This is a genomic window from Streptomyces coacervatus, from assembly GCF_029223485.1.
GTDB classification, from domain to species: Bacteria; Actinomycetota; Actinomycetes; order Streptomycetales; family Streptomycetaceae; genus Streptomyces; species Streptomyces coacervatus.
This window is the reverse complement of the sequence record NZ_JARHTP010000008.1, coordinates 211,857-230,039: the sequence shown is the minus strand read 5'-3', so window position 1 is coordinate 230,039 and position 18,183 is coordinate 211,857. Positions and strand designations below refer to the sequence as shown.

Sequence of the window (18,183 nt, the reverse complement as noted above, 5' to 3'; positions counted from 1 at the left end):
CTCAGACCGTAGACGGGGGCAGGGGCAACGGCAGCCCGGGTAGGCCATCCAGGCTCGTGGCGATGTGCTCCTTCTTGGCGAAGTACTCGCTGAGCGACGCGTCGTCCTCGCGCGTGAACCGCTTGCCGTGCAGGTCGCGGTCCTCGTCGTACGTCATGAAGGGAACCGCGTAACCGCAGGAGTCGCGGACCACTTCGGCCCTCACCACGATGATTGCGCGCAGGCCGTGCGGGGTCGGATCGATGTCCGGGAAACGGGTGAGCAGCTCCTTGAAGCGGGGGTCGTCCCGGAAGACGGCCTCCCCGCGCCCGTGCACCCGCACGATGTTCGGCGGGCCCTGGAAGGCACACCACATCAGCGTGATCCGCCCGTTCTCCCGCAGGTGCGCGATCGTCTCCGCGTTGGATCCGGCGAAGTCCAGGTAGGCCACGGTGAGTTCGTCGAGCACCGCGAAGGAGCCCTGGAGGCCCTTGGGGGAGAGGTTGACCGTGCCGTCGCCGGAGAGCGGCGCGGTCGCGGTGAAGAAGATCGGCTGCGCCTCGATGAACGTGCGCAGCCTGCCGTCTATGCGTTCATAAGTCTTGCCCACGTCTGACGATTATGGACGCAAGTCGTTCGCCTGTCTAAGGAATTACGGCATCCACTTGCCGGACTCCGGCCGTGGCCGCCCCGGCCGGCGCTGAATCGGGGCGGCCACAGCGCCTGTCACACCCCTTACTTGGTGAGCGTGCAGGCGGCCAGGGAGTCCAGGCCGGTCGGCTTGGCCGCCGTACGGCCGATGGCGATCGCGATGCGGTCGACGGTCGACTTCCGCTTGTCCGCCAGCGGGCCGAGGATCGCGTTCTGCACGAAGTTCGGGCCGCCCTGGCCGACCGTCGACTGCAGCCGCTTGTTGGCCTCGTCGATCTGGGTCTGCAGGAGGGTCAGGTTGCGGGTGACCTCGGCCTGGGCGGAGGCCGGGATCGCGGGGAGCTTGGAGGCGACGTCCGGGCAGGTGATGGTGCCGGCGGCGGAGGAGCCGGTGGCGGTGCCGGCACCGGACTGCCCGCTCGCCGCGGCGGAGGCGCTCGCGCTGGGCGCGGCGGAGCCGCCCGCGTTGCTGCCCGTGTTCGCACTCCCTGTGTTGGTGCTGCCCGAGCCCGCGCCGGCGGCGTTCAGGGTGCACGGAGCCAGCGAGTCCAGGCCGGTCGGCTTGGCCGCCGTACGGCCGATCGCGGTGGCGATGCGGTTGATCGTGGCCACGCGCTTGTCCTTGAGGGGGCCCAGGATGGCGTTGTTCACGAAGTTCGGTCCGCCCTGTCCCACCGTGTCGACCAGGCGCTTGTTGGCCTCGTCGATCTGGGTCTGCAGCAGCGTCAGGTTGCGGGTGACCTCGGCCTGGGCGGAGGCCGGGATCGCGGGGAGCTTCGAGGCGACGTCCTGGCAGGTGATGGTGCCGGGAGACGCGGCCAGGGTCCGGGCGTTGTTCCCGCTGCTCTTGGACGGCGTCCCGGCAAGGGCGGTACCGGCGATGATCGCCCCGGACAGCGCCACCGCGGCAGCGCCGCCGATGATCACGACGCGACGCTTGTTGTACTTCGGAAGAGCCCTGGACATGCGGATGCCTCACTCGGGTCAGGGGTGACGGATGTGTCACTGCTGTGTGGCTGGTGTGTACAAACGCGGCGCCTGCGTTCGGCGAGAGGTACGGGAAAGCGGTTGCCGGTGTTCAAGCACCCCCGAGATTGACGAATCATGCAGAGCGCTGCATACTCATGCATGTCAGTGAATGCGGTGTGAGGAGAACCCCGTGACCGAGCGCGTCGTACTCGCCTACTCAGGCGGTCTGGACACCTCCGTCGCCATCGGCTGGATCGCCGAGGAGACGGGCGCCGAGGTCATCGCCGTCGCGGTCGACGTCGGCCAGGGCGGCGAGGACCTGGACGTCATCCGCAAGCGCGCCCTCGCCTGCGGGGCCGTGGAGGCCGAAGTGGCCGACGCCAAGGACGAGTTCGCCGAGGAGTACTGCCTCCCGGCGATCAAGGCCAACGCCCTCTACATGGACCGCTATCCGCTGGTCTCGGCGCTCTCCCGGCCGACGATCGTCAAGCACCTCGTCGCCGCCGCCCAGAAGCACGGTGCCACCACGGTCGCCCACGGCTGCACCGGCAAGGGCAACGACCAGGTCCGCTTCGAGGCCGGCATCGTCGCCCTCGCCCCCGGCCTGAAGTGCATCGCCCCGGTCCGCGACTATGCAATGACCCGCGACAAGGCGATCGCCTTCTGCGAGCAGAAGCAGCTCCCGATCGCGACCACCAAGAAGTCCCCGTACTCCATCGACCAGAACGTCTTCGGACGCGCCGTCGAGACGGGCTTCCTGGAGGACATCTGGAACGCCCCGATCGAGGACATCTACGAGTACACGTCCAACCCGGCCACCCCGCGTGACGCCGACGAGGTGATCATCACCTTCCAGCAGGGCGTCCCGGTCGCGATCGACGGCAGGCCGGTCACCGTCCTGCAGGCGATCCAGCAGCTCAACGAGCGCGCGGGCGCCCAGGGCATCGGCCGGATCGACATGGTCGAGGACCGCCTCGTGGGCATCAAGTCCCGCGAGGTGTACGAGGCCCCGGGCGCGATCGCCCTGATCACGGCCCATCAGGAGCTGGAGAACGTCACCGTCGAGCGCGAACTCGCCCGCTACAAGCGGCAGGTCGAGCAGCGCTGGGGCGAACTCGTCTACGACGGCCAGTGGTTCTCCCCGCTCAAGCGCGCCCTGGACGGCTTCATCGACGAGGCGAACCAGCACGTCAACGGCGACATCCGGATGACGTTGCACGGCGGCCGCGCGGTCGTGACGGGCCGCCGCTCCGACACGTCGCTCTACGACTTCAACCTCGCGACGTACGACACTGGTGACACCTTCGACCAGGCCGCGGCCAAGGGCTTCATCGACATCTACAGTCTGTCGTCGAAGATCGCGGCGCAGCGCGACCTGGCGTAGGCGTACCCCGACCAACCCTCTCTAGGAGCAACGCAAGTGAGCAGCAACAGCGGTGACGTACGGCTCTGGGGCGCCCGTTTCGCCGACGGTCCCGCCGAGGCCCTGGCGAAGCTGTCCGCGTCCGTCCACTTCGACTGGCGACTCGCGCCGTACGACATCGCCGGTTCGCGTGCGCACGCGCGCGTGCTGAACAAGGCGGGGCTTCTCACCGAGGACGAGCTTCAGCGCATGATCGCCGGGCTCGACCAGCTCGAAGCCGACGTCGCCGACGGCTCCTTCGTGGGCACGATCGCCGACGAGGACGTCCACACCGCCCTGGAACGGGGCCTCCTGGAGCGCCTCGGCCCGGACCTGGGTGGCAAACTCCGCGCCGGCCGCTCCCGCAACGACCAGGTCGCGACGCTGTTCCGCATGTGCCTGCGCGACCACGCCCGCACCATCGGCGGTCTGATCGCCGATCTCCAGGACGCCCTGATCGGCCTGGCGGAGGCCCATCCGAACGTGGCGATGCCCGGCCGCACCCACCTCCAGCACGCCCAGCCGGTCCTGTTCGCCCACCACGTCCTCGCACATGTGCAGTCCCTGTCCCGGGACGCCGAGCGCCTGCGCCAGTGGGACGAGCGCACAGCGGTCTCGCCGTACGGCTCGGGCGCCCTCGCGGGCAGCAGCCTCGGACTGGACCCCGAGGCGGTGGCGAAGGACCTCGGCTTCGAGCACGGCAGCGTCGGCAACTCCATCGACGGCACGGCGTCCCGCGACTTCGTGGCGGAGTTCGTCTTCATCACGGCGATGATCGGCGTCAACATCTCCCGGATCGCCGAGGAGATCATCATCTGGAACACGAAGGAGTTCTCCTTCGTGACCCTGCACGACGCCTTCTCCACGGGCTCGTCGATCATGCCGCAGAAGAAGAACCCGGACATCGCGGAACTGGCGCGCGGCAAGAGCGGTCGCCTGATCGGCAACCTCACCGGCCTCATGGCCACCCTCAAGGCCCTCCCGCTCGCGTACAACCGCGACCTCCAGGAGGACAAGGAGCCGGTCTTCGACTCCATCGACCAGCTTGAGCTCCTGCTCCCGGCCTTCACCGGCATGATGGCGACGCTCACCGTGCACCGCGAGCGCATGGAGGAGCTGGCCCCGGCCGGCTTCTCCCTCGCCACCGACGTCGCCGAGTGGCTGGTCAAGCAGGGCGTCCCCTTCCGGGTCGCCCACGAGGTCGCCGGCGAGTGCGTCAAGGCCGCGGAGGCCGAGGGCAAGGAACTCGACGAGCTGACGGACGACCAGTTCGCGAAGATCTCCGCCCATCTGACCCCCGAGGTACGGACGGTCCTGAATGTGCCCGGCGCCCTGGCTTCCCGCAACGGCCGCGGAGGTACGGCCCCGAGCGCGGTGGCGATCCAGCTGGCAGAGATGAAGGCGGACGTGGCGGCACAGCACGTGTGGGCAACGGCCAAGAAGGGCTGACCCGTTCGATCGCTGCGAAGGGCCCGGACCTGTGTCCGGGCCCTTCGTGCTGCCCGGTCGGCCCGGTAACGGTAAGAAATCGGCCACTGGCCGAAACCTTGACTTGATCTTACTCGGAGGTAACCATTCCGCTCACCGGTCGACATTGTCGAACGCCGGTTGGATCTCAGCCGAGCATGAAAGGGACGTCATGCGCGCAAGTCGTACAAGACGAACTGTCCGCCTCCTCGCCGTCACCGCCGTCGCGGCGCTCTGCGCGCTCGGCCTCACGCCCTCCGCGGGCGCCGCCGACACCCCGCCACCCGGCGCGAACAACTGGTCCTGCAAGCCGGACTCGGCCCACCCGCAGCCCGTGGTGCTGGTCAACGGCACGTTCAAGACCTCGTACGAGAACTGGCTCACCCTCTCGCCCGCGCTCGCGGACGCCGGCTACTGCGTCTTCTCCTTCGAGTACGGAGGCCTGGAGACCGCCCCGATCCCCGACTCGGCAGCGGAACTGCGCGATTTCGTGAACGCCGTGCTCGGCGCCACCGGCGCCAAGAAGGTCGACATCGTGGGCCACAGCCAGGGCGGCATGATGCCCCGCTACTACGTCAAGTTCCTCGGCGGCGCGACCAAGGTCGACGACCTCGTCGGCATCGTGCCCTCCAACCACGGCACCACCAACCCGCTCGCCCTCGCGGCCGGCGCCACCGTCTGCCCGTCCTGCGTCGACCAGACCGCCGGCTCGGACTTCCTGCAGAAGCTCAACTCCGCGCCGGAGACCCCGGTGGGCCCCGATTACACGGCCATCGCCACCAAGTGCGACGAGGTCGTGGTGCCGTACACCAGCGCCTTCCTCAACGGCCCGGACTCGTATGTGACCAACGTCCTCCTCCAGGACCGCTGCCCGCTCGACACCACCGAGCACGACCAGGCACCCAAGTCCCCGCTGGTCGAGCAATGGGTGCTCAATGCATTGCAGCGGAACGGACCGGCCGACCCGACCTTCGTGCCGCGCTGCGTCTAGGGCCTGTCCGGCGGATCAGGTCGGCTGCAGGAGACCGCGCTCGTCGGCTGGCCCGCGACGCCGAGCTGATCCGCCGGACAGGCCCTGGGGCGGGCTGAACCGCACGGGGCTGGGTAGATTGGTGCGGGATCCGCCCGCCGCCGATCGTGCAGGGAGCACCCGATGCCGTTCAGTCGCCTGGCCGCCGCGACCACGCCCACCGCGCACATCGGCCTCGGCCTCGCCGCGGTCGGCCGCCCCGGCTACATCAACCTCGGCCGCGACCAGGACCTCGGAGAGAACCGCAGCGCCGAGGCGATGCGCACCCGCACCCACGAACTCCTCGACGCCGCCTACGCCCAAGGCGTCCGCTACTTCGACGCAGCCCGCTCCTACGGCCGCTCCGAGGAGTTCCTCGCCGACTGGCTGCACGCCCGCCCCGACATCGACGACATCGTCGTAGGCAGCAAGTGGGGCTACACCTACACTGCCGGCTGGTCGGCGGACGCCGAGACGCACGAGGTCAAGGACCACAGCCTGAAGACCTACGAGCGTCAGCGCGCCGAAACCGCCGCCCTCCTCGGCGACCGACTCGACCTCTACCAGATCCATTCGGTGACCCCCGACAGTCCGGCCCTCACCGACAAGGAACTCCACGCCAAGCTGGCGGAGGCGGCCGCCCAGGGCACCACCATCGGCTTCTCCACCAGCGGCCCGGCCCAGGCCGACGCCATCCGCGCCGCCCTCGCCGTGACGGTCGAGGGCGAACCCCTCTTCCGTACCGTCCAGTCCACCTACAACGCCCTGGAGACCTCGGCCGCCCCCGCCCTCGCTGAGGCGCACGACGCCGGGCTCACGGTGATCGTCAAGGAGGGCATGGCCAACGGCCGCCTCGCGGACCCGTACGCACCGGACGCCCTGAAGGCCGTAGCCGCAGAAACGTCTCTCGGCTGCGACGCGGTCGCCCTCGCCGTGATTCTGCGGCAGCCTTGGGCCGGAGTCGTCCTCTCCGGCGCGGCGACCGCCACCCAGCTCGCCTCCAACCTGCATGCGGCGGTCGTGGACCTGGACGAGGACCAGCTGACCCGCCTCGCCGCGCTGGTGGAGGATCCGCGGGCGTACTGGGAGACGCGCGGCCGGCTGCCCTGGCACTGAAAATCCCGGCTCATGCCCCACCTCACGAGTGAGACGCACGCGCCCATAATGAGACACGTCTGTCTCATGTGGTCTATGGTTGTCTCATGGCTGTCGACCGCGACCACGTACTCCGCACCGCCGCGACCCTGCTGACCCGCAAGTCCACCGCGACGATGGATGAGGTCGCCAAGGCCGCCGGGATCAGCCGCGCCACCCTGCACCGCCACTTCGCGGGCCGCGACGCGCTCGTCCGGGCACTGGAGTCGCTCGGCATCGCGGAGTGCGAGGCGGCTCTCGACGCGGCCCGGCTGGACGAGGGATCCGCGAGCGAGGCCGTGCGCAGGCTGGTGGGCGAGATCCAGCCCGCCGCCGGCCTGCTCGCCTTCCTGTACGGCGAGCACCAGCTCTGGGAATCCGACCAGCACGCCGGCTGGTTGCGGCTCGACACCCGTATCGGTGCGGTGTTCGTGCGCGGGCAGCAGGCAGGCGAGTTCCGGATCGACCTCAGCCCTGTCTGGCTCACCGAGGCGCTCTACGGGCTGATCGCCTCGTGCGCCTGGGCCATGCAGGACGGCCGCGTCGCCCCCAAGGACTTCACCCACATGATCGCCGAGCTGTTGCTCGGCGGCGCGCTACGGAGAGAGGAATCATGACCAGCACCCTGCAGCCGGCGACCACGACCGAGGCGGTGAAGCGCCCGGGCCGCTGGCTCGCGCTCTCCGTCCTGGTGCTCGCCGTGCTGCTGGTGGCCGTCGACGCGACCGTCCTCGGTCTCGCGACCCCCTACATCAGCGAGGACCTCAAGCCGTCCGGCACCCAGCTGCTCTGGATCGGCGACGTGTATTCGTTCGTCATCGCCGGTCTGCTGGTGTCGATGGGCAGCCTCGGCGACCGCATCGGCCGCAAGCGGATCCTGCTCGGCGGCGCCACGGCGTTCGGCGTGATATCCATCCTCAACGCCTATGCAACGACACCGGAGTTGATGATCCTCGCCCGCGCCCTGCTCGGCGTCGCGGGCGCCACCCTCATGCCCGCCACCCTCGCCCTGATCCGCAACCTCTTCCACGACCCGCGCGAACGCAGCCTCGCGGTCGGCATCTGGGGCGCGACGGCCTCCGCGGGCACGGCGATCGGCCCGATAACAGGCGGCTTCCTGCTCGAACACTTCTGGTGGGGCTCGGTCTTCCTGATCAACCTGCCGGTGATGGCGGTCCTGGTCCTGGTCGGCATCCGAACCCTCCCCGAGTCCCGCAACCCCAACCCCGGCCCGTGGGACCTGACCAGCGTCGCCCTGTCCCTGGTCGGTGTGATCGCCATCGTCTACGCGGTCAAGGAGGCCGCGACACACGGCTTCGAGTGGCCGACGCTCGCCGCGGGCGCACTGGGTGCGGCGGCCCTGTACTGGTTCATCCGCCGCCAACTCACGCTCCCCACCCCCCTGTTGGACATGCGACTGTTCAGCAACCGCGGCTTCAGCGCCGCCGTCCTGGCCGACCTGCTGACCATCCTCGGCCTCTCCGGTCTGGTCTTCTTCCTCTCCCAGTACCTGCAACTCGTCCAGGGCAGGCGCCCGTTCGAGGCGGGCCTGGCCGAACTGCCCGCCGCGGTGGGCGCGGTGGCGGCGGGTCTGGTCGCCGGGCGCGCGGCCCGTCGCTTCTCCGTACGGGCGGTCGTATCGGGCGGCCTGGCAGCGGTGGGTCTCGCCCTGGCGGCCCTGACCGTGATCGACCGGTCGACCGGCTACCCGCTCCTCGGCACCGCCCTCCTGGTCGTCGGAGTCGGCGCCGGCTTCTCCTTCACACTGACGGCCGACGTCATCCTCTCCGCCGTACCGAAGGAACAGGCGGGCGCAGCATCGGCGGTCTCGGAAACGGCGTACGAACTGGGCGCGGCGCTCGGAATCGCCATCCTGGGCTCGATCGTGACGGGCGTCTACCGGGGCTTCACCGCTCCGGCGGGAACTCCGGCCGGGGCACACGAGTCACTGGGCGGCGCGGTGGAGGCGGCGGCGGGCATGCCGGCGCAGGCGGCGCAGGAGATGCTGACCTCTGCTCAAGAAGCCTTCGTCAACGGCCTCGGCGTCGCAGCGGGCGTGGGCGCGGCGGTCTTGCTGGCGACGGCGGCGGCAGCATGGTTCATGCTGCGAGACCAACGGCTGGACACCGCCCTTTAAGGGGCGCGGGGAACTGCGCGACCAGCCACAGACAACCCGCACCCGACAACGAACCCTTACGCAGCTTCCTTGGCCTTGGTCGCATACATGTCCACGTATTCCTGGCCGGACAGTCGCATGACTTCAGCCATCACAGAGTCGGTCACGGCCCGCAACACATACCGATCCCGGTCCATCCCCTCGTAACGGGAGAACTCCATCGCCTCACCGAAGCGAACGGTCACCCTCCCGGGACGGGGCATACCCGCCCCGCCCGGCTGCAACTTGTCCGTCCCGATCATCGCGAAGGGAACAACAGGCGCCCCCGTCATCAGAGTCAGCCGCGCGATACCGGTGCGCCCGCGGTACAGCCGCCCGTCGGGCGACCGCGTGCCCTCGGGGTAGATCCCGAAGACCTTGCCCTCCTCCAGCACCCGCCGCCCGGTCATCAGCGCGGCGACCCCGCCCCGGCCGCCGTCGCGGTCCACCGGGATCATGCCGACGCCGGTGAAGAACCAGGCCATCAGACGGCCCTTGAGGCTCTTGCCGGTGACGTACTCGTCCTTGCCGATGAAGAACACCTGCCGGTCGCACACGAGCGGCAGGATCATCGAGTCGATGAAGGTCAGATGGTTGCCGGCCAGGATGACCGGACCGTCGCCCGGGATGTGCTCCGCACCCTCCACCCGTGGGCGGAACATCAGGCGCATGATCGGTCCGAGCACTGCCTTGATGAGCACGAAGCGGGACAACAGGCCCTCCGGTGTCAAGGGATTCGATATGAGTATGTGCAGGTGAGGACGATACTCGCGGTCCCCGGGGTCTTGCACATCGGGTTCATCGAGGTCTTACGCACTGTTGACGCGGGTTTACCTGCGGTGACGCGATGTTGCCTGCCGGTAACAGCCAGGAACGATGTGACGGAGGTCGCGCCGCCGAACGGGCGAGCGACATTTCGAGTCACCCGCATGTTCCGGCCCAAGCCTCCCTCACGTCATGTCCACGCACCTACGATCGGCCCGCTGAAAGAAGAGATCGAGCCGACGTCAGGGGAGGCGCTCATGGGAACGCAGGGGATCGAGCAGACAGGCGGCACCGGACGACGGGCGCTCCTCGGCGCGGCGGTGCTGGGTGCGGGCGGAGCCGTACTCGGCCTGTCCGGTACGGCGAGAGCCGCGGACGCCGGATACGGGAACGGAGGCCTGAAGAGCCTGCCCAAGCCGACGATCATCGGCCACCGCGGAGCCAGCGGCTACCGGCCCGAGCACACCTTCGGCTCCTACAACCTGGCCCTCGACCTGGGCGCCGACGTCGTCGAGGCCGGCGACCTGGTCCCCACCAAGGACGGCCATCTGGTCTGCCGTCACGAGCCGGAGATCGGCGGCACGACGAACGTCGCCGACCATCCCGAGTTCGCCGACCGCAAGACCACCAAGGTGCTGGACGGCGTCTCCACCACCGGCTGGTTCACCGAGGACTTCACCCTTGCGGAGCTGAAGACGCTGCGCGCGATCGAGCGCATTCCGGCCAATCGCCCGCACAACACCCTCTACAACGGTCGCTGGGAGATACCCACCTTCGAAGAGGTCCTGAAGTGGCAGGACGAGCAGACCCGCAAGCGCGGCAAGCAGGTCTGGATCTACCCCGAGACCAAGCACCCCACCTACTTCCGCAAGCTGGGCCTGGGCCTGGAGGAGCGGGTCGCCAAGCTGCTGCACAAGTACGGCAAGGACAAACGGAACTCGCCGGTCATCCTGCAGTCCTTCGAGCCGAGCAGCATCCAGCGCCTCAACAAGCTGGTCGACAACCCGCTGGTGGTGCTCCTGTCCACCGCGAGCAGCCGCCCCTGGGACTTCGTCGAGGCGGGCGACCCGCGCACGGTAGCCGACCTCATCACCCCGAAGGGCCTCAGGGAGATCGCCGGTTACGCGCAGGGTCTCGGCCCGACCCTCGACCTGATCATTCCGAAGGACGCGAACGGCAACCTCACCACGCCGACCACCCTCGTCTCCGACGCGCACAAGGTCGGCCTGATCCTGCACCCGTACACGATGCGCAACGAGAACCCCTTCCTGCCGGCGGAGTACCGCAAGGGCACGGCCGTGGACGCGTACGGCGACCCCTTCGGCGCCTTCAAGACGTACTTCGCCACCGGCATCGATGGCGTCTTCACGGACAACGCCGACACCGGGGTGCTGGCCCGCGAGGACTTCGTCAACGGCTGAGCCCCTGGCCCCGGTTGGGGTGAACAGTCGGCCGTCCGGGCAACTCGGGCCCGGGCGGCCGCGTCGAACCGCATATGACGCACGACCTGGTTGCCGCTCTGCGCCCGCTGCTCACCGCCGAGGCCTCCGCGGAGGCGCATGCCTCCGGAACCGAGCCGGGCGACCTGGAACAGGCGGTCTGGCTCCGCCTCCTGGAACATCTGGAAGCGGACGGCCCGCCCCCCGACCCCCACAGCTGGCTGCGCAGCGCCGTCCGCGCCGAGGTGCGCCGCACCCGCCGTACGACCCGCCACGAACGGCCGTACGGCATCGAGCCGGCCGACGACATCGACCGCGACCCCGAACAGCTGGCCCTCGCGGCGGCCCGCCGCCGGGCCCTGCGGGACGCCGTGCGCCGCCTGCCCGGCCGCTGCCCCAGCCTGATGGAGGCCCTGCTGTCCCCGAAGGACCTGACATACCGGGAAATCGCGGGGGAGTTGGGTATCTCACAGGGCAGTCTCGGCCCGGAACGTTCCAGATGCCTGGGATGTCTCCGTCGTTTGCTCTCGCCGGAGGTTGCGGCCCGTGAACCGCGGGGATAGGAGTGAGGGACAACGTGGCGATCAGGTGAGCGGGAGGCGTGCGCACATGGGCATGAGCGTGACCATCTCGGTGGCGACCGAGCAGGATGCAGAGCAGATCTTCAAGCTCCAGTACCTGTGCTTCCAGAGCGAGGCGGCGCTGTACGGCAACTACCGCATCGACCCGCTCGTCCAGAGCCTGGACTCGGTCCGCCAGGAGGTGGCCGCCGACTGCGTGTACGTGGCGCGGCTCGGTGAGGAGGTCGTCGGCTCGGTCCGCGGCCGCGTCACCGAGGACGGCTCCGCCGCCATCGGCAAGCTCTGCGTCCACCCCCGTCTCCAGGGCCACGGCATCGGTGCGAGGCTGCTGCGCGCGGCCGAGTCGGCGCTGGCTGAGGAGCGCGGCGCAAAGGTGTTCCGGCTCCACACCGGCCACCGCAGCGAGGGCAATCTGCGGTTGTACCGCCGGGTGGGCTACCAGGCCGTGGGCACGTCACAGGGCAACGACGGGGTACCGATGATCGTCCTGGAGAAGCCCGCCGAGGCGTACGTGACTACTGCGTGACGGTGCGGTTCTTGCGCAGCCAGTACAGCGCGGACAGCGGCAGCAGTACGGGGATGAAGACGTACCCCATGCCGTAGTCCGACCAGACCGTCGCGTCGGGGAAGGCGGACGGCTCGACCAGCGTCCAGGTACCGACGATCAGCACACCCGCGAGTTCGGCGGCGCAGCACCACTGTGCCGCCCTGCGGGCCCGTTCACCGCCGCGGACCAGCGAGTACGTGATGAAGCCGTAGACGACACCCGCGACGGCGGACAGCGAGTAGGCGAGCGGTGCCCGGTCGAACTCGGTCGCGATCTGGAACACAGACCGCGAAACCGCTCCGACGACCATCACGCCGTAGAACCACACGAGCAGCATGCCCGGCCCGCTGATCAGCCGCGTCCTCGTGGGCTTCTCCTGCACCGAGGTCACCTCAGCCTCCCCAGATGTCGTAGAGCCGCACTTCGAGAACGGCCAGGACGATACCGCCGGCGGCCACCGTCACCGAACCCCAACGGGTGCGCTCCGCCAGTGACATGAAGCCCGCCGCCGGCACACATGCGAACGCGCCCAGCAGATACGCCACGAAGATCGTCGTGCCCTGCTCCGGCTTCTCGCCCCGCGCCAGCTGCACGATCCCGATCACCAGCTGCACCACGGCCAGCAGCGACACCACGCCCATGCCGATGAAGTGCCAGTCCTTCGTCGGCTGATCACGATAGGCGGCCCAGCCGCACCAGGCGGCGAGCAGCAGCGCGGCGACACCGGTCACCAGCGTCAGGGCATCAAGCATGCAGCGACCTTAATACGGCCCAAAAGACCTGCCGCGCCCGGCCCGGGCAGTCCACGGCCACCGTGGCCTTGACCACAACGTACGAGGCTCATGAGTCGGTCGGCGTCCTCGTGGTCAGGGACCTCCCGGCCTTGTCGGCACTGGTCACCGGCGGAGGAGCGGAGATCCCGGTCCACGACCGGCGCCTGTCCACCGCTGTCCGCCATGTGGACAGCGGTTCTTGGCCGCTCCTATGCGTCTGCTTTACTGATCTCATGACCACGACGAGCTGCCGCACCCTTGCGACCGAGGCGACCATGACGCCCGGTGCTCGTTGTATGTGTCGAATGCGTGCCTTCTAGAGGGCCCCTGCACCACCCCTGAGCCATGGGGGTGCCCCCGCTCGAGCGAAGCCGAGAGTGGGGGAGCCCCCGAAGCGAGCTGCCGCGGCATGTCCGTACGCAATGAACGCCGTACGTGAACCGAGCCGCCCGCGCATGACCTCCTCCCGTACCAGGGCACACCCACGCCTGCGTACTCGACAGTGACGGAAACCCCAGTGATCACGACTTCAGGCCTGACCAAGGTCTACCGCTCGCGCGGCCGTGAGGTCACCGCCCTGGACGGCGTCGACCTGCACGTCCGTGAAGGCGAGGTGTACGGCGTCATCGGCCAGTCCGGCGCCGGCAAGTCCTCGCTCATCCGCTGCGTCAATCTGCTGGAACGGCCCACCGCCGGGACGGTGACCGTCGCGGGGCAGGACCTCACCGCCCTCGCGGGGCGCGGGCCCCGCGCCGGCAAGGAGCTGCGGCAGGCGCGCAGCCGTATCGGCATGGTCTTCCAGCACTTCAACCTGCTGTCCTCGCGGACGGTCCAGGACAACGTCGAGCTGCCGCTCGAAATCCTCGGCAAGTCCGGCAAGGAGCGGTCGAGGAAAGCCCTCGAACTCCTCGACCTCGTCGGGCTCGCCGACAAGGCCAAGGCCTACCCCGCCCAGCTCTCCGGCGGCCAGAAGCAGCGCGTCGGCATCGCCCGCGCCCTGGCCGGCGACCCCAAGGTCCTGCTGTCCGACGAGGCCACCAGCGCCCTCGACCCGGAGACCACCCGGTCGATCCTCCAGCTGCTGCGCGACCTGAACCGGCAGCTGGGCCTGACCGTCCTGCTCATCACCCACGAGATGGACGTCGTGAAGTCGATCTGCGACTCGGCCGCCCTGATGGAGCAGGGCCGCATCGTCGAGTCCGGCACGGTCAGCGAACTGCTCGCGACCCCCGGCTCCGAGCTGGCTTCCGCCCTGTTCCCCGTGGGCGGCGAGGCCACCGACGCCGACCGCACCGTCGTCGACGTCACCTTCCAGGGCGAGGCCGCCACCCAGCCCGTCATCTCGCAGCTCTCGCGCACCTACAACATCGACATCTCGATCCTCGGCGCCGCCATCGACACCGTCGGCGGACTCCAGGTCGGCCGGATGCGCCTCGAACTGCCCGGCCGCTACGAGGACAACGTCGTGCCGATCGGCTTCCTGCGCGAACAGGGCCTGCAGATCGATGTGTTGGGCCAGGAGCCCGTTCTCCTCGGGGAGGGTGTCAAGTGAACTGGTCGGAGATGTCGCCGCTGCTGTCCCAGGCGTGTTGGGACACCCTCTACATGGTCGGCTGGTCCACGCTCATCGCCGTCGTCGGCGGACTTCCGCTCGGCATTCTGCTCGTCCTCACGGACCGGGGCGGACTGCTGCAGAACGTCCTCGCCAACAAGGTCATCGGGCAGATCGTGAACATCGCCCGGTCGATGCCGTTCATCATCCTGATGGTCGCGCTGATGACCTTCACCCGCTGGATCACCGGCACGACCATCGGCCGCGAGGCCGCCATCGTGCCGCTCGCCATCGGGGCGATCCCGTTCTTCGCGCGCCTGGTCGAGACGGCTGTCCGCGAAGTGGACGGCGGGCTCGTCGAGGCGGTGCAGTCGATGGGCGGCAACACCTGGACCGTCGTGCGCAAGGTCCTCGTGCCCGAGTCGCTGCCCTCGCTGATCTCCAGCACCACCACCACGATCGTCGCCCTCATCGGCTACTCCGCCATGGCCGGCACGGTCGGCGCCGGCGGGCTCGGCGACATCGCCATCCGCTACGGCTACCAGCGCTTCGAGACCGAACTCATGTGGATCACCGTGGCGATCCTCGCCGTCGTCATCTCGGTCATCCAGTTCGCCGGCGACTTCGCGGCCCGCGCCCTGCACCGGCGCGGCGGGCACTCCGGCGCGACGCCGAGGCTCCGCCTGCTGAAGGCCAAGGAGCCCACGCCGACTGACGGCAAGGTCGCGTAAGCACCCCCCTCAGACTCCCCGCACCACCAACCGCGGGGTCGCTGCACCCATCAGGAAAGGCACTTTTCGTGCGTAACACCGCAAAGCTCACCACTGCCGTCCTCGCCGCCGGAGCCCTCACCTTCGGGCTCACCGCCTGCGGCTCGGGCTCGGACTCCGCCTCCAGCTCCTCCGACTACAGCGGACCGCTGGTCGTCGCCGCGAGCCCGACCCCGCACGCCGAGATCCTGAACTTCGTCAAGAAGAACCTGGCGAAGAAGGCCGGACTCGACCTGGAGGTCAAGGAGTTCCAGGACTACATCGTCCCGAACACGGCGACCGAGGACGGCTCGGTGGACGCCAACTACTTCCAGAACCAGCCGTACCTCGACGACTTCAACAAGAAGCGCGGCACCCACATCGTGCCCGTCGTCACGGTGCACCTGGAGCCGCTCGGCCTCTACTCCCACAAGGTCAAGAAGGCCGACGCCCTGAAGAGCGGTGCGACGATCGCCGTCCCGAACGACGCCGTCAACGAGGCGCGCGCCCTGAAGCTGCTCGCGGCGGGCGGCCTCATCACGCTCAAGGACGGCGCGGGCAGCGAAGCGACCCCGCAGGACATCTCCAAGAACCCGAAGAACCTCAAGTTCAAGGAGGTCGAGGCGGCCCAGACCGCGCGCTCCCTGGACGACGTGGACGCCGCGGTCATCAACGGCAACTACGCCATCTCCGCCGGGATCAAGCCCGCCAAGGAGGCCCTCGTCCTGGAGTCCGCGAAGAACAGCCCGTACGGCAACTTCCTCGCCGTGAAGAAGGGCAATGAGAAGGACCCGCGCGTGAAGAAGCTCGCCAAGCTCCTCACCTCTCCCGAGGTGAAGAAGTTCATCGAGGACAAGTACCAGGGCTCGGTCATCCCGTCGTTCTGACAGCACGTATACGGCGTATCGCCACGCACGGGGTCCACTCGCTCACCGCGAGTGGACCCCGTCGTGCGGTTCAGTGGTCTCATGCTGCATGCTGGGCAGTTCAGCAGGACTTGAAGGTTTTCCGAAGGTTACGGAGCGGCGCATGACTAGCACCTTCCCCAACATCTCCATCAGCACGGAGCGGTTGGTGCTGCGTCCCCTCGACGAGGACGACGTGCCCGCACTGGCCGAGATGATGAACGACGAGCAGGTCGGCGCCTGGACCGACGTCCCCCAGCCCTACACCGAGGACCAGGCCCGCACCTGGATCACCGAGTACGCGCCGGCCGAACGCGCGGCGGGCCGCGGACTCGACCTCGCCGTCACCGAGTTCCTCACCCAGCGCCTGGTCGGCATCGTCCAGCTCGCCAAGACCAACTGGCGTGTGCGGTCCACCGAGATGTCGTACATCATCGCTCCGTGGGCACGCGGCGAGGGCTACGCCTCGGAGGCCGCGCTCGCCACCTCCCAATGGCTCTTCGGCGACCAGAAGCTGGAGCGCATCGAGCTGCGCACGGCGGCCGACAACACCGCCTCCCAGCAGGTCGCCCAGAAGATCGGCTGTATCAGCGAGGGCGTCCTGCGCAACGCCTGCATAGCCCACGTCCGCGGCGAGGACGGCACCTGGGCCGATGCGCGCACCGACTTCATCGTCTGGAGCCTGCTGCCCGAGGACCTCGACGGCGCGGGCGAGCAACTCGCCGACACCGGCGGTTTCACGACCTTCACCGACTGGAACTGAACCTTGGGGGCTCGGGGGCCCGCACCTGACACCAGGTACCCTCACGGAGCCCGACCTGCGCAAGACCCCCTGGAGACTGACGACGATGGCCGACCGCGTCACGGTGATCGGCTGGGACGGCTCGCCGCTGACCGCCGCGGCCCGCTCCGCCCTGAGCGCCGCCACGCTGGTGGCCGGTGCCGCCCACCACCTGGCGCTGCCCGAAGTGCCGCCCACCGCCGAGCGCATCCGCCTCGGCAGCGTCGCCCTCGCCGCCCGCCGTATCGCCGGCCACCGCGGCACCGCGGTCGTGCTGGCCGACGGCGACCCCGGATTCTTCGGCGTCGTACGAACCCTGCGCGCACCCGAGTTCGGCCTTGAGGTCGAGGTTGTCCCCGCCGTCTCGTCCGTGGCCGCGGCCTTCGCCCGCGCCGGCATGCCCTGGGACGACGCCCAGGTGGTCGTCGCACACCGCCGCACCCTGCGACGCGCAGTGAATGTGTGCCGCGCCCACACCAAGGTCGCCGTCCTCACGTCACCCGGCGCCGGCCCCGCCGAACTCGGCCTGCTCCTCGAAGGAGTGCACCGCACCTTCGTCATCTGCGAGGAACTCGGCACCGAGCGCGAACAGGTCACCGTCGTCACCTCCGACAAGGCCCCCGACCACACCTGGCGCGACCCGAACGTCGTCATCGTCATCGGCGGACCCGCCGCACCCGGCGTCTCCGGCGAGAGCGGCGGCTGGCTCGCCGGGCGCGACCCGGGCGCCGGACCGCGCGGCTGGACACAGCCCGCCGAGGCGTACGACGGTCCGCTGGGCGAGGGCGAGACGGATCTGCTCCGCGCGGCCCAACTCGCCCGGCTGGGACCGCGGGTGGGAGACCTCGTGTGGGACATCGGCTGCGGCAGCGGCGCCTTCGCCGCCGAGGCCGCGCGCGCCGGCGCCGCCGTCATCGCCGTGGACCGAGAACTGGAGGCGTGCGCCCGCACGGACGCCGCCGCCCGGCACTTCGGGGTCCAGCTGCAGATCGTGCAGGGAACGGCGCCGCACGTCCTGGAGAACCTCCCCGAGCCGGACGTCGTCCGCGTCGGCGGCGGGGGAGCGGCCGTGGTCTCCGCGGTCGCCGACCGCCGCCCGCAGCGCATCGTCACACACGCCGCGACCCGCGACGCGGCCGAACTCGTCGGCCGCGACCTGACGGAGCACGGCTATCAGGTGGAGTGCGCTCTGATCCAGTCCGTCGAACTCGACACCAGGGCCTGGACGGAGACGGAGCGGAGCGTCGCGTTCCTGCTCACAGCAGAACTGGGGCGGCGCGAAGCGCCTCGTTGAGGGGCGGTGGTCGGGTGGCGGGCGGGCGCAC

The 18,183-nt window shown here is 69.4% G+C and carries 19 protein-coding genes; 14 read left to right on the top strand and 5 right to left on the bottom strand.

Annotated elements, in window-relative coordinates; all coding sequences use genetic code 11:
- Nucleotide 1 precedes the first annotated feature (1 nt).
- Both P2Q00_RS21375 and P2Q00_RS21370 read right to left on the bottom strand, forming a co-directional pair.
- Nucleotides 2-589, bottom strand: coding sequence for a pyridoxamine 5'-phosphate oxidase family protein (locus P2Q00_RS21375; RefSeq protein WP_275774223.1), 588 nt, complete (start codon nt 587-589; stop codon nt 2-4).
- A 125-nt stretch (nt 590-714) separates the two neighbouring features.
- A complete protein-coding gene (locus tag P2Q00_RS21370; protein ID WP_275774222.1) occupies nt 715-1,596 on the bottom strand; it encodes a hypothetical protein in 882 nt (293 codons plus the stop codon).
- Nucleotides 1,597-1,789: 193 nt separating this feature from the next.
- Here P2Q00_RS21370 and P2Q00_RS21365 point away from each other — a divergent pair, with 193 nt between their 5' ends.
- From P2Q00_RS21365 to P2Q00_RS21340, 6 genes are all read left to right on the top strand, one after another.
- On the top strand, nt 1,790-2,983 hold the full coding sequence (locus P2Q00_RS21365) for an argininosuccinate synthase (RefSeq protein WP_275774221.1): 1,194 nt from the start codon (nt 1,790-1,792) through the stop codon (nt 2,981-2,983).
- A 36-nt stretch (nt 2,984-3,019) separates the two neighbouring features.
- The gene (gene argH / locus P2Q00_RS21360; RefSeq protein WP_275774220.1) at nt 3,020-4,450 is read left to right on the top strand and encodes an argininosuccinate lyase; all 1,431 of its coding nucleotides are present in this window, start codon (nt 3,020-3,022) and stop codon (nt 4,448-4,450) included.
- A gap of 190 nt (nt 4,451-4,640) precedes the next feature.
- Nucleotides 4,641-5,459: an alpha/beta fold hydrolase gene (locus P2Q00_RS21355; RefSeq protein WP_275774219.1), complete on the top strand. Its 819-nt coding sequence runs from the start codon at nt 4,641-4,643 to the stop codon at nt 5,457-5,459.
- A 162-nt stretch (nt 5,460-5,621) separates the two neighbouring features.
- Nucleotides 5,622-6,593: an aldo/keto reductase gene (locus P2Q00_RS21350; RefSeq protein ID WP_275774218.1), complete on the top strand. Its 972-nt coding sequence runs from the start codon at nt 5,622-5,624 to the stop codon at nt 6,591-6,593.
- A gap of 86 nt (nt 6,594-6,679) precedes the next feature.
- On the top strand, nt 6,680-7,228 hold the full coding sequence (locus P2Q00_RS21345; RefSeq protein WP_275774217.1) for a TetR/AcrR family transcriptional regulator: 549 nt from the start codon (nt 6,680-6,682) through the stop codon (nt 7,226-7,228).
- Complete coding sequence (locus tag P2Q00_RS21340) at nt 7,225-8,748, top strand: MFS transporter (RefSeq protein ID WP_275774216.1); 1,524 nt, start codon at nt 7,225-7,227, stop codon at nt 8,746-8,748. The genes P2Q00_RS21345 and P2Q00_RS21340 overlap by 4 nt, the downstream gene beginning before the upstream one ends.
- Nucleotides 8,749-8,804: 56 nt before the next feature.
- Here P2Q00_RS21340 and P2Q00_RS21335 read toward each other — a convergent pair whose 3' ends face one another.
- A complete protein-coding gene (locus tag P2Q00_RS21335; RefSeq protein ID WP_275774215.1) occupies nt 8,805-9,479 on the bottom strand; it encodes a lysophospholipid acyltransferase family protein in 675 nt (224 codons plus the stop codon).
- 309 nt (nt 9,480-9,788) lie between these two features.
- On the opposite strand from P2Q00_RS21335, the gene P2Q00_RS21330 reads away from it, so the two are divergent.
- The 3 genes from P2Q00_RS21330 (at nt 9,789) to P2Q00_RS21320 (ending at nt 12,077) form a co-directional block, all read left to right on the top strand.
- Nucleotides 9,789-10,952, top strand: a complete 1,164-nt coding sequence (locus tag P2Q00_RS21330; protein WP_275774214.1) for a glycerophosphodiester phosphodiesterase — start codon at nt 9,789-9,791, stop codon at nt 10,950-10,952.
- A gap of 74 nt (nt 10,953-11,026) precedes the next feature.
- Nucleotides 11,027-11,533, top strand: a complete 507-nt coding sequence (locus P2Q00_RS21325) for a sigma-70 family RNA polymerase sigma factor (protein WP_275774213.1) — start codon at nt 11,027-11,029, stop codon at nt 11,531-11,533.
- Nucleotides 11,534-11,579: 46 nt separating this feature from the next.
- On the top strand, nt 11,580-12,077 hold the full coding sequence (locus P2Q00_RS21320; RefSeq protein ID WP_275774212.1) for a GNAT family N-acetyltransferase: 498 nt from the start codon (nt 11,580-11,582) through the stop codon (nt 12,075-12,077).
- Here the strand turns inward: P2Q00_RS21320 and P2Q00_RS21315 are convergent.
- Together P2Q00_RS21315 and P2Q00_RS21310 are read right to left on the bottom strand one after the other, a co-directional pair.
- Entirely contained in the window at nt 12,067-12,489 is a 423-nt protein-coding gene (locus P2Q00_RS21315) for a hypothetical protein (protein ID WP_275774211.1), read from the bottom strand. The two genes, P2Q00_RS21320 and P2Q00_RS21315, sit on opposite strands and share 11 nt — an antisense overlap.
- A gap of 1 nt (nt 12,490) precedes the next feature.
- Complete coding sequence (locus P2Q00_RS21310; protein ID WP_099927514.1) at nt 12,491-12,850, bottom strand: hypothetical protein; 360 nt, start codon at nt 12,848-12,850, stop codon at nt 12,491-12,493.
- Nucleotides 12,851-13,388: 538 nt separating this feature from the next.
- Here P2Q00_RS21310 and P2Q00_RS21300 point away from each other — a divergent pair.
- The 5 genes from P2Q00_RS21300 to cbiE all read left to right on the top strand — a co-directional run bounded on the left by P2Q00_RS21300 (nt 13,389) and on the right by cbiE (nt 18,152).
- On the top strand, nt 13,389-14,423 hold the full coding sequence (locus P2Q00_RS21300; protein ID WP_275774210.1) for a methionine ABC transporter ATP-binding protein: 1,035 nt from the start codon (nt 13,389-13,391) through the stop codon (nt 14,421-14,423).
- Nucleotides 14,420-15,154 (top strand): methionine ABC transporter permease, encoded by a 735-nt coding sequence (locus tag P2Q00_RS21295; RefSeq protein WP_275774209.1) that lies wholly within the window; start codon nt 14,420-14,422, stop codon nt 15,152-15,154. The genes P2Q00_RS21300 and P2Q00_RS21295 overlap by 4 nt, the downstream gene beginning before the upstream one ends.
- A 68-nt stretch (nt 15,155-15,222) precedes the next feature.
- On the top strand, nt 15,223-16,059 hold the full coding sequence (locus P2Q00_RS21290; RefSeq protein ID WP_275774208.1) for a MetQ/NlpA family ABC transporter substrate-binding protein: 837 nt from the start codon (nt 15,223-15,225) through the stop codon (nt 16,057-16,059).
- A 142-nt stretch (nt 16,060-16,201) separates the two neighbouring features.
- Nucleotides 16,202-16,840 (top strand): GNAT family N-acetyltransferase, encoded by a 639-nt coding sequence (locus P2Q00_RS21285; RefSeq protein ID WP_275774207.1) that lies wholly within the window; start codon nt 16,202-16,204, stop codon nt 16,838-16,840.
- An 85-nt stretch (nt 16,841-16,925) separates the two neighbouring features.
- A complete protein-coding gene (gene cbiE / locus P2Q00_RS21280) occupies nt 16,926-18,152 on the top strand; it encodes a precorrin-6y C5,15-methyltransferase (decarboxylating) subunit CbiE (RefSeq protein ID WP_275774206.1) in 1,227 nt (408 codons plus the stop codon).
- The last annotated feature ends 31 nt before the right edge of the window (nt 18,153-18,183 follow it).